Here is a 10,493-nt window from a genome sequence, read left to right as displayed (position 1 = left end):
AAGTTGTGTCCGTTACTCGTCTGGCGCTCTGCCCTGGGCTCTCATGGCGTCTGCAAGTACCACCAACTCAACATCAACAGGCGTGTTTCTACACCCAACAGGGGTCGCTTCCCTCTGAGAACACCGCAGCGGCTCGACAGGCGGCGACGAGATCGGGTGTAGTTGACGGCGATTCGATCAAGAGTTGGTGGTACTTGCAGGACACTGTGGGCACCCAGCGAGGCCAGAGGTTTCGGATACCACTTTCGGCCAGGTGCTTAGCGGCGGCGTCCGCGTGGACCGATCCGACGCCCGTTGGCCAGGTCGAAGAAGTGCAGCTGTTCCAGGCACAGGTGCACGCCGACGTGTTCGCCGTGCACGGGCCGCACGTCCGGACGCACGCGCAACACAAGTTCGCCGGTCCGCAGCTCGTGCAGCCCACACGGCTCCACGCCGGACGCACCGACGTCGACCGACACCAGCGTTTCGTGGCCGTGGTGTTCCAGGTGCCGCACCTGGCCGGTCAGCACCGGGCCGGGCGAACCGGCGGCGGCCGGGCGCAGGGCCTCGGTCCGGGCGCCCACTGCGATGTCCTCGCCGTCGTAGTGGGCGACGGCACGGGCGCGCATGTCCGGCCACGGCAGGTCGACGGTCTGGCCGCCGATGTGCAGCGCCACATGGCTGTCGACGACGACCTGCACATACGCCTTCAGCAGGCTCATGCGAGGGCTGCCGAGGAACGCCGCCACGTGCATGGTCGCGGGGTGCCGGTAGACCTCGTCGGGCAGGCCCTCGTCTTCCAGGACGCCGTCGCGCAGCACCGCGATGCGGTCGGCCATCGTCTGCGCCTCGATCTGGTCGTGCGTCACGTACAACACGGTCAGTCCCAACGAACGCGCCAGACCGACGATCTCCGCGCGCAGGCCGGAGCGGAGCACCGCGTCCAGATTGGACAGAGGTTCGTCCATCAGCAGCACGCGCGGACCACGCACGATCGCCCGTGCCATCGCCGCGCGCTGACGCTGGCCGCCGGACAGTTCGGCGGGGCGGCGGGACAGCAGGTCGCCGATGCCGAACGCCGACGCCACCCCGGCGATCCGTTCCGTCCGCTCGGCCCGCGAACACCCGCCGACGTCCAGCGGAAAGCCGATGTTGTCCGCCACGGTCAGGTGCGGGTACAGCGCGAAGTCCTGGAACACCATCGACACACCCCGGGAGCGGGCCGGCACGTCGTCCGCCGCCACCCCGCCCAGCACCACGTGGCCGGACGAGGGGCGTTGCAGGCCCGCCACCATGCGCAGGATGCTCGACTTGCCGCAACCTGACGGGCCCAGCAACACCACGAACTCCCCGTCCGCGACGGAAAGGCTGACGTCTCTCACCGCGACCGTGCCGCCTGGGTAGACCAGGCTCACGTCCCGCAGTGCGACGGCGGTCATTTCGTCGACCCTGCCAGCACGCCCTGCACGAAGTACTTCTGGAACACCAGGAACACCGCCAGCGGCACGATCATCGACAGGAACGCGCCGGTCGCGAGCAGGTCGATGTTGGTGCCGAACTGGCGCAGCTGGGCCCGCAGCGCCACGGTGATCGGCGCCGAGTCCTGGTCCGCGAACACCAGCGCCACCAGCATGTCGTTCCACACCCAGAGGAACTGGAAGATCGTCAGCGACGCGATCGCCGGCTTGGCCACCGGCAGCACGACCCGTTTGAAGATCACCCACTCCGTCGCGCCGTCCATCCGCGCGGCCTCGATCAGGTCGCGCGGGATGCCGGTGAAGAAGTTGCGCAGCAGGAAGATGGCGAACGGCAGGCCGAAGGCGACGTGGAACAGCACCACGCCGGTGATCGTGCCGAACAGGCCGAACGCGCCGAACAGCTTCGCCACCGGGATCAGCGCGACCTGGATCGGCATCACCAGCAACCCGACCACGACCACCGTCAGGGTCTCGCGGCCGGGGAACTCGATCCACGACAACGCGTACGACGCCAGCGACGCCATCACGACGACCAGGACCGTTGCGGGCACGGCGATGTAGAAGGTGTTGAGGAACGACTGCCACACCGCCTGGTTCGCGACCAGCTCGGCGTAGTTGGCCAGGGTCAGCTCGGCCGGCTTGGTGAACACGGTCCACCAGCCGCTCCCGGTGTTGGCCGACTCGTCGCGCAACGACGCGATCAGCAGGCCGAACACCGGAACCAGCCAGAACACCGCGACGAGCGCGAGCAGCACCTGCACGAACCCGTCGCCGAGCCGCCCGAACACGCGGGACAGCACGCCCCGGCGAGGTGCGCCGGACACCGGCACGTCGATGCGGACCTCTTCGGCCACCAGGGTCATGACCGCTCCCGTCGGAATCTGCGGATGTTGAACAGCATCGCCGGGGCCACCAGCAGGAACAGGATCACGGCCAACGCACTGCCCGCACCCTGGTCGCCGCCCGTGCCGAACGACACCTGCCACATCTGCAGGGCCAGCACGTTGGCCTCGGACTGCACCGAACCCGGCGCGATGACGAACACCAGCTCGAAGATCTTCAGCACGTTGATCACCAGCGTCACGAAGACCACCAGCAACACCGGGGACAGCAACGGGATCGTGACGCGGCGGAACACCTGCCACTCCGTCGCGCCGTCCACCCGCGCGGCCTCCAGCGCGTCCCGCGGGATCGCCGACAGTCCCGCCGCGATGAACGTGATCGCGAACCCGGTCATGATCCAGATCCAGGACGAGATGATCACCGGCGTGATCAGCGCCGGACCCAGCCAGGTCAGGCCGCGGAACGGCAGCTGGAAGTTCGTCCGCGGCAACCGCACGGTGACCTCGCCGGCGGTCAGGTCCGGGAACGTGAACCTGCCGTCGTCGCCCGTGGTCGTGTGCGCCACGACTTTCCCGTCCCGCACGGCTTCCACCGCGATGCCGGGCAGTCCGCGCTCGATCGGATCGACCTTGCCCGCGTTGCCGTTCGCCGACACGTCGAGCCACACGAGGCCGCGCAGTTCTCCGGCACCCGCCTGAGGCGCGGACGCCGGCAGTGCCTGCGCCGGCACCTGCTGCGGACTGAACCCGATGAGCGGCAACATGACCGTGTCGCCCGCCCGCACCGGCCTGGTCGCGCTGAAGCCCGCTTCCGTTGCGGTGTAACCCTCACGCGGTCGCGCACCGGGATACTGCGAGGAAGGGCTGAACATGTCGTGCACGCCGACCAGGGCCGCGTTCACCACGCCCTGGTTCGGCTCCTCCGCGTAGACGAGCCGGAAGATGATGCCCGAGGCGAACAACGAGATCGCCATCGGCATGAACAGCACCAGCCGGAACGCCGTCGCCCACCTGATGCGCTCGGTGAGCACGGCGAGGATCAGGCCGAGCCCGGTGACGGCCGCGGGGGCGACCACCACCCAGATCACGTTGTTGCGGAACGCGGTCAGCGTCCGCGGGTCGGTGAACGTGTCGACGTAGTTGCGCAGGCCGACGAACTCGTCACCCGTGGCGTCGAAGAAGCTGCGGATCAGCGAGAACACCAACGGGTAAAGCACGAGCGCCGCGAGCACGACCAGCGCGGGCAGCAGGAACGGGATCGCCTGCCGGGGCGAGCGCCCCGGCGCGACGTCCACGCTCGTCCGAAGTTTCATTTGCCGTAAGCCTTCGCCGCGTTGGCCTCCAGGCGCTGCATGATCCCGTCGACGTTCTTCGGGTCGGCCAGGAAGTCCTGCAGGTCCTTCCACTCCCCCGCGCCCTTCGTGCCGCCGAACGCGGCCGGGGCGAGGTCGGACATGTCGAACCGGACGTTGTCGCCCGCGTCGACGATCCGCTTGGCGAGGTCCTGGGTCACGTCGTCCGGGTAGGACGACTCCGGGATGTCCTTGTTGGGCGAGAGGAAACCGCCGAGCTCCGCCCAGATCTTCCCCGAGTCCGGCGAGGCGAGGAACTTCATCAGCTCGGTGGTCGCCTTGTCCTCCTTGAACTGCACGGCCATGTCACCGCCGGCGACGACCGCGTCCTTGCTGCCCGCGACCGACGGGAACGGGAAGAACTTCGCGTCCTGGCCGACCTTCGCCTTGGTGTTCGTGCTGATCACGCTCGCCACGAAGTCAGCCTCGAAGACCATCGCGGCACCGGCCGGCTCGCCGAAGACGTTGATCACGGACTTGGGGAACTCGGTCTGCAGCGCGCCACCGGCGATCAGCGTCGGCTCGCCCCACAGCTTCGCCAGTTCCTCCAACGCCTTGCGGACCGTCGGATCGGTCCACGGGATCTCGTGCTTCGCGAGCTTGTCGTAGTTCTCCGGGCCCGCCGTGCGCAGGTAGACGTTCTCGAACCAGTCGGTGAGCGTCCAGCCGTCCGCGCCGCCGACCGACACCGCGGCCAGGCCCGTCTCGGCGATCGCCTTGCTGGTCTTGACCAGGTCGTCCCACGTCGCCGGCGGCGTCGCGCCGACCTGCTGGAAGGCCTTCTCGCTGTACCAGAACGCCGACTTGTTGGCGGTCTTGAAGGTGAAGCCGTAGAGCTTGCCGTCGACACTCGCGAACTGCTTCCACACGGCCGCGTTGTGGTCGGTGACGGCCTTCTCGACGTCGGCGTTCACCGGCTTCAACGCGCCGGCCTTGGCGAACTGCGCGACGAGGCCGGGCTGGGCGATCAGCGCCACGTTCGGTGGTGTGCCGCCCGAGATTCTCGTCTGCAGCACGGTCGGGAGCTCGTCACCGGCGGGCGTGTACTTCACCTCCGCGCCGGTCTTGGTCTTGAACTCGTCCAGCACCTTCTCGAAGTTCTTCTGCTCGTCACCGGTCCACGGCCCGACGACCTCGACGGTCTGGCCCTTGAGGTCCTCCGTGGTGCCGTTGGTCCCCGCGGCACCTCCCGTGCACGCGGCGAGTCCCGAGGTGGCGAGCGCGAGCAGAGCGATCAACTGCTTCTTCATTGAAGCCCTCTACTTCCAGATGGAGGACCCGGTGGCCGGGTCGAAGAAATGCAGCCGGGAGGTGTCCACCCAGGCGGCGACGGGTTGTCCTTCGTAGATGCGGGTGCGGGGACTGAACCGTCCGACCAGGACGGTGCCCTTGCCGGAGGGGTTGGGCAGGTCGTCGGTGCCGGCGTCGCGCGCCAGCTCACGGGTGTCGTCGGTGACGACGGGCGGGACGTCGACCGGGAAGTGCACGAGGACGTCCGACCCCATGGCCTCCACCAGGTCCGCGACGGAGTGCAGGATCTCGCCTTCGCGGGCGTCTGCGAGAGCGGTGTCCTCCATGTCCTCGGGCCGGATGCCGACCACGACCTCGCGGCCGACGTACTCGCGCAGCGCAGGCCGTTGCCGCAGCACGGATTCCGGCAGCAACAGGGCGTCGGAGTTGAGCGAGACCCAAAAGCGGCCGTCGTTCTCGTCGAGCCGCGCGGACACGAGGTTCATGCCCGGCGAACCGATGAAGCCGGCGACGAACAGGTTCACCGGCCGGTCGTAGAGCTCCTGCGGTGGCCCGACCTGCTGCAGCACGCCGCGTCGCATGACGGCGACGCGATCGCCCAAAGTCATGGCCTCGGTCTGGTCGTGCGTGACGTACACGGTCGTCACGCCGATCTCGCGCTGGATCCGGGCGATCTGCGCCCGCATCTGCACGCGCAGCTTGGCGTCCAGATTGGACAGTGGCTCGTCCATCAGGAACGCCTGGGGTGCCCGCACGATCGCCCGGCCCATGGCCACGCGCTGGCGCTGGCCGCCGGAGAGGTTGCGGGGCTTGCGGTCGAGGTGCTCGGTCAGTTCGAGGACCTCGGCGACCTCGCGGACCCGGTGGTCGATCTCGGTCTTGGCGAGCTTGCGCAACGTGAGCCCGAAAGCGATGTTGTCGTACACGTTCAGGTGCGGGTAGAGCGCGTACGACTGGAACACCATCGCCACGTCGCGGTCACGCGACGGCACGTCGTTGACGACCTGCTCGCCGATGCGGATGGTGCCCTCGGTGATCTGCTCCAGCCCGGCGATCATCCGCAGCGCCGTCGTCTTGCCGCAGCCCGACGGACCGACGAGCACCAGGAACTCACCGTCGCGGATCTCCAGGTTGAGGTTGGTGACCGCAAGGGTGCCGTCACCGTAGGCCTTGCCCAGACCCGTCAGAACGACTTCTGCCACGCCAACTCCCTGGTTCGGTGTGATTGCAGACCGTAGGCCCGCGCGCCCTAAGGGAGATTTAAGGACGAAACACGATCTCGATAAGTGAGTGGCGTAGCCCGAACGTGGGCGGGGCATTCACGCTCAGCAGGACGCCTCGTGGCACCGCCCCCGCGCCCCCATACGTCCAGTATGAAGGCGCGGGGGCGGCACCACGATGCACCCGTCTGACCGCGAATGCCCCGGCAACGTTCGGGCCACACCACTCAAAACACCTCTCCCAATCGGCGGGTTCGCTGCTTACGCTGCGTGTATGTCGAAGGTGCTGGTGGTCGAGGACGACCCGGTGGTCCAGGCGGCGCTCGTGCACGCGCTGACCGACCTCGGGCACGTCGTGCAGGCCGTCGGCACCGCCGTGGCCGCGTTGCGCGAAGCGAGCACGAACGAGCTCGACCTGGTGATTCTCGATCTCGGACTGCCTGATCTGGACGGTGTCGCGGCCCTGCGGATGCTGCGCGGGGTGAGCAACGTGCCGGTCATCGTGGCCACCGCCCGTGGGGCCGAGCACTCGGTCGTGAGCACGTTGAACGCCGGCGCGGACGACTACATCGTGAAGCCGTTCTCGTCCGAACACCTGGCCGCGCGGATCAACGCGCTGCTGCGGCGAACGGGTGGTTCTGCCGTGGTTTCCACATCGGACGTCATGGTGCTGGGCGAGTTGTCGGTCGATCTCGGTCAGCGGATCGCCACGCTCGGTGACTGCGCGCTCTCGTTGAGCAGGCGGGAGTTCGACCTGCTCTCCTACCTGGCGGCACGGCCGGGCCGGGTGATCTCACGGCGGGAGCTCATCCAGGCCGTGTGGGGACATCCGTACGTCGGTGACGACAAGACGATCGACGTGCACGCGTCGTGGTTGCGGCGCAAGCTCGGCGAGACGGCCGCGCACCCCCGTTATCTGCACACGATCCGGGGCGTGGGGTTCAAGCTGGCGGCGCCCGAATGAGGTCGGTCATCACCCGTGCGCTGCTGCTGGCGGCAGGACTGGTGACGGTGGTTTTCCTGGCCACGGCTGGGTTTCTGCTGCACGAACGGGCTGTTTCGGCTGCGGCGGGGGCTGATCAGCGCGACGTGGCCGTCGTCGCGGCGGTCCTCGCGGTGTCCGCGGACCCCGACGCCGTCCGGGGGACGATCGCGCGTACGTCCGCCGGGGCCGAGGGGCGGTTGTCCGTGGTGCTCGCGGACGGCACACGGCTCGGCGCCGGCGGCGGTTCCGCGACGGTTTCCGTTGGCGGAGCGGTGGTTTCGGTGGTGCCCGCCGCTGTGCCGGTTCCGTTCGAGGCGGCGCTGGTGGTCGCCGGAGTCGCGGGTCTGGCGTTGGCCGGTGGAATTTTCCTGGGACATCGGCCTTTCACGCCGGTGATCGCCGCTTTGCGGGCGCTGGCCTCGTCTTCCGGGCGGCGGGTCCGGCTGACCGGGCCCCGGGAACTGGAGGCGCTGGCTGAGTCGATCAACGAGGCTTCGACGCGGACCTCGCAGCTGGTCGCGAAGGAGCGGGAGATGATCGCGGACGTCTCGCACCGGTTGCGGACCCCGTTGGCCGCCTTGCGACTGGACGCCGACGCGGTGGGGACCGGGCCCGTCGCCGGCCGGATTCGCAGCGCGGTCAGCACCCTGGGACACGACGTCGACCGGATCATCCAGGAACTGCAACCGGTGGAAAGCGAGTCGCCGAGCACCTGCGACGTGGCATCGGTCGTCGAGGCGCGCATGAAGTTCTGGTCGGCGCACGCGGACGACCAGGGGCGGCTGTGCGAGATCGACGTCGGTGAGCCGGCCTGGGTGCCGTTGTCGCCCGACGCCCTGGCGGCCGTGGTGGACGCGTTGCTGGAGAACGTCTTCCGGCACACTTCCCCGGCCGCGCCGGTCGGGGTGTCGGTGGTGCGGCACGCGGGCTGGGTGACGCTGGTGGTCGAGGACGGCGGAACGGGCGTCGCCGATCCGTCCTCCGCGCTGCACCGGGGCATCAGCGGCGGCGGGTCCACCGGGCTCGGCCTGGACATCGCCCGCGCCGCCGCGGAGGCCACCGGTGGCACGATCCACCTGGAACGCGGACGGCTGGGCGGCGCGAGGGTGCGGTTGCGGTTCGGGGAGGCCAACAGCCACCACGCCCCGGCGAGCCCGCGGGCGTGGCGGCTGTGGCGCGGACACCCCTGAATCAGGCCGCGTCCAGCTTGAACGGGTCGTGCTCGGCCAGCAGCTTGTCCAGCCTCGCTCTGTCCACCCGGCTGCTGATGGACGTGTCGTCCTGCCGGTCCCTGATCACCTTGGCCAGCGTGAACGCCGAGGTGATCGAGTAGAGCATCGCTATGCCCAGAAACGCGCGCACCCATCCGTCGACGGGCAGGAACACGACTCCGAGGCCGACGGCGGTCAGCGAGAGCCCGAACGAGAGGACCGCCTGCACGTAGAAGGCAGCGGTCGTCGGCGTGTGCGAGGGCGTGGTGGAAGTCATGATCCTGAGAGTCCTGGGTCAGGAGTCGGGCTGTCATGAGTACGGCTACTCAGGTTCTGGTCACAGGTCGAGCAACCGGGCGCACCGGATGAGTCCCAGGTGGGAGTAGGCCTGCGGATGGTTGCCCAGCGACTGTTCCGCGACCGGGTCGTACTCCTCCGGCAGCAACCCGGTCGGTCCGCACAGCGCGACGAAGCTCTCGAACAACTCCTCGGCGTCGGCGCGGCGGCCGACCTTGAGGTAGGCCTCGATCAACCACGTCGCGCACAGATGGAAGCCGCCCTCGTCACCGGGCAGGCCGTCGTTGCGCAGATAGCGGTACACGGTCGGGCCGCTGCGCAGGACCTCCTCGATCGCGACGACCGTGGAACGGAACCGTTCGTCCGCCGGATCCAGCAGACCGGACAGGCCGACGTGCAGCGAGGCCGCGTCCAGATCCGTGCCGTCGTACGCGGTGCTGAAGGCGCCGACGTCCGGGTTCCAGCCGTGGTCGAGCACGTCGTGGGCGATGGTGTCGCGCAGCACCGGCCAGTCGGGGTCGAGCGGCCGGCCGAACGCGCGGGCGAGCGCGATGGCGCGGTCGAGGGTCTGCCAGCACATCACGCGGGAGTAGACGCGATGGCGTGGCACGTGCCGTTCCTCCCAGATGCCGTGGTCCGCCCACGACCAGCGGCGCGTCACGGCCTGGACCATCGCGGTGACCACGTCCCAGTCGCGGTCGGCCAGGGTGCCGCGGGCCAGTGCCAGGTCGTGCACGAGATCGCTGATCGGGCCGAAGACGTCGAGCTGCACCTGCTGGTCGGCGAGGTTGCCGACGCGGACCGGGCCCGAGCCCGCGTAGCCGGGGAGGCTGGAGATGACCTGTTCCGGGCCCAGTGCGGTGCCGTGGACCGTGTAGAGCGGGTTCAGGTGTTCCGGGCCTCCGACCGTGGCCAGCACGCGGTGCAGCCAGCCGAGGAAGGCCTCCGCCTCGGACAGGGAACCCAGTGACACCAACGCCTGCACGGTGAGGGCGGCGTCGCGCAGCCAGCAGTAGCGGTAGTCCCAGTTGCGGATGCCGCCGATCTGCTCGGGCAACGAGGTCGTGGCGGCGGCGAGCACGGCGCCGGTGTCGCGGTGGCACAGGGCGCGCAGCGTGAGAGCGGATCTCCGGACCAGGTCGCGCCGGGTCGCGGGCAACCGCAGCGCGTCCGACCAGGAGATCCAGTCCTCTGTGGACGGTCGCGCGCCCCAGCGCAGTTCGAGCACGAGCGGTGGGCTGATCACAGCGGTGGCCGTACCGCCGGCGATCTGCCAGTCCACGCCAGGGGAACACAACTCGATCGGGGTGCCCGCCACGCGTAGACCGTCGGCGGTTCGTTCGAGCCGCACGGAAACCTGGCCGAAATCGGGTCGTGGCGCGAACTCCACGATCGCGGGCGCCCTGCCTTCGACGACGCGCGTCAAGCCGCCGGCGAGATCGTCAGTGACTCGCAAGCTGGTCCAACGGGTCTGCACGGTCATGGTGCCGGATGCATACCGTTGGCCGATCGGCAGTTGCTCCTTTTGGGGCCTGATCGAGAAATGTCCTTCGCCGCCGAGCAGTTTGGCGAACAATGCCGGTGAGTCCGGCGCGGGGTGGCACAACCACGTCACGTCGGCATCCGGCGTGACCAGTGCCAGGGCACGGCGGTCGGAGAGCAGGCTGTGCCGTTCGATCGGTACGGCCGTGCGCACCAACGGCAACTGGGTCAGGAAGTCCGTCACGAGCGGGAACGTAAGTTCGCACCAGGGCCTTCGGACCTGTGTTGGTCAAGACTTAGGGCCGTCCTAAAGCTCTTTTATTACATCAAGTTCGTATGCGTGGATTGTTCGCGTTGAGTCATCTCGATAGGGTCCGCGTATCAGTCCGGGGTTGA

The 10,493-nt window shown here is 68.7% G+C and carries 8 protein-coding genes and 1 pseudogene; 2 read left to right on the top strand and 7 right to left on the bottom strand.

From position 1 onward, the window contains the following. Nucleotides 1–257 precede the first annotated feature (257 nt). From B0F77_RS21075 to B0F77_RS21055, 5 genes are read right to left on the bottom strand one after another with little or no spacing between them, the layout of a single operon-like run. Complete coding sequence (locus B0F77_RS21075) at nt 258–1,418, bottom strand: ABC transporter ATP-binding protein (RefSeq protein ID WP_086664664.1); 1,161 nt, start codon at nt 1,416–1,418, stop codon at nt 258–260. Further along, nucleotides 1,415–2,320, bottom strand: coding sequence for a carbohydrate ABC transporter permease (locus tag B0F77_RS21070; protein ID WP_086664663.1), 906 nt, complete (start codon nt 2,318–2,320; stop codon nt 1,415–1,417). The genes B0F77_RS21075 and B0F77_RS21070 overlap by 4 nt, the downstream gene beginning before the upstream one ends. Then, nucleotides 2,317–3,612, bottom strand: coding sequence for an ABC transporter permease (locus tag B0F77_RS21065; RefSeq protein WP_086664662.1), 1,296 nt, complete (start codon nt 3,610–3,612; stop codon nt 2,317–2,319). Before B0F77_RS21065 ends, B0F77_RS21070 begins: the two co-directional genes overlap by 4 nt. Continuing rightward, nucleotides 3,609–4,901, bottom strand: coding sequence for an ABC transporter substrate-binding protein (locus B0F77_RS21060; protein ID WP_086664661.1), 1,293 nt, complete (start codon nt 4,899–4,901; stop codon nt 3,609–3,611). Before B0F77_RS21060 ends, B0F77_RS21065 begins: the two co-directional genes overlap by 4 nt. Nucleotides 4,902–4,910: 9 nt before the next feature. Next, a complete protein-coding gene (locus tag B0F77_RS21055; RefSeq protein WP_086664660.1) occupies nt 4,911–6,104 on the bottom strand; it encodes an ABC transporter ATP-binding protein in 1,194 nt (397 codons plus the stop codon). A gap of 292 nt (nt 6,105–6,396) precedes the next feature. Here B0F77_RS21055 and B0F77_RS21050 point away from each other — a divergent pair, with 292 nt between their 5' ends. Then, on the top strand, nt 6,397–7,086 hold the full coding sequence (locus B0F77_RS21050; protein ID WP_086664659.1) for a response regulator transcription factor: 690 nt from the start codon (nt 6,397–6,399) through the stop codon (nt 7,084–7,086). Beyond that, nucleotides 7,083–8,297: a sensor histidine kinase gene (locus B0F77_RS21045; protein ID WP_086664658.1), complete on the top strand. Its 1,215-nt coding sequence runs from the start codon at nt 7,083–7,085 to the stop codon at nt 8,295–8,297. The genes B0F77_RS21050 and B0F77_RS21045 overlap by 4 nt, the downstream gene beginning before the upstream one ends. Nucleotide 8,298: 1 nt before the next feature. Here the strand turns inward: B0F77_RS21045 and B0F77_RS21040 are convergent, their stop codons facing one another. Both B0F77_RS21040 and B0F77_RS21035 read right to left on the bottom strand, forming a co-directional pair. After that, nucleotides 8,299–8,595 (bottom strand): YiaA/YiaB family inner membrane protein, encoded by a 297-nt coding sequence (locus B0F77_RS21040; RefSeq protein ID WP_086664657.1) that lies wholly within the window; start codon nt 8,593–8,595, stop codon nt 8,299–8,301. Between the two features lie 60 nt (nt 8,596–8,655). Further along, nucleotides 8,656–10,302 (bottom strand): annotated as a pseudogene (locus B0F77_RS21035) (glycoside hydrolase family 15 protein); the annotation flags it as partial. Nucleotides 10,303–10,493 lie beyond the last annotated feature (191 nt).

Source organism: Lentzea kentuckyensis (assembly GCF_002150765.1).
Classification (GTDB): domain Bacteria; phylum Actinomycetota; class Actinomycetes; order Mycobacteriales; family Pseudonocardiaceae; genus Lentzea; species Lentzea kentuckyensis.
The sequence above is the reverse complement of the archived record's forward strand: the minus strand, read 5'-3'. Positions and strand labels throughout refer to the sequence as shown.

Excerpts from the sequence above, each read along its gene's own strand:
- B0F77_RS21075 (WP_086664664.1), bottom strand. The coding sequence starts at position 1,418 with ATGACCGCCGTCGCACTGCGGGACGTGAGCCTGGTCTACCCAGGCGGC.
- B0F77_RS21070 (WP_086664663.1), bottom strand. The coding sequence starts at position 2,320 with ATGACCCTGGTGGCCGAAGAGGTCCGCATCGACGTGCCGGTGTCCGGC.
- B0F77_RS21065 (WP_086664662.1), bottom strand. The coding sequence starts at position 3,612 with ATGAAACTTCGGACGAGCGTGGACGTCGCGCCGGGGCGCTCGCCCCGG.
- B0F77_RS21060 (WP_086664661.1), bottom strand. The coding sequence starts at position 4,901 with ATGAAGAAGCAGTTGATCGCTCTGCTCGCGCTCGCCACCTCGGGACTC.
- B0F77_RS21050 (WP_086664659.1), top strand. The coding sequence starts at position 6,397 with ATGTCGAAGGTGCTGGTGGTCGAGGACGACCCGGTGGTCCAGGCGGCG.
- B0F77_RS21045 (WP_086664658.1), top strand. The coding sequence starts at position 7,083 with ATGAGGTCGGTCATCACCCGTGCGCTGCTGCTGGCGGCAGGACTGGTG.
- B0F77_RS21040 (WP_086664657.1), bottom strand. The coding sequence starts at position 8,595 with ATGACTTCCACCACGCCCTCGCACACGCCGACGACCGCTGCCTTCTAC.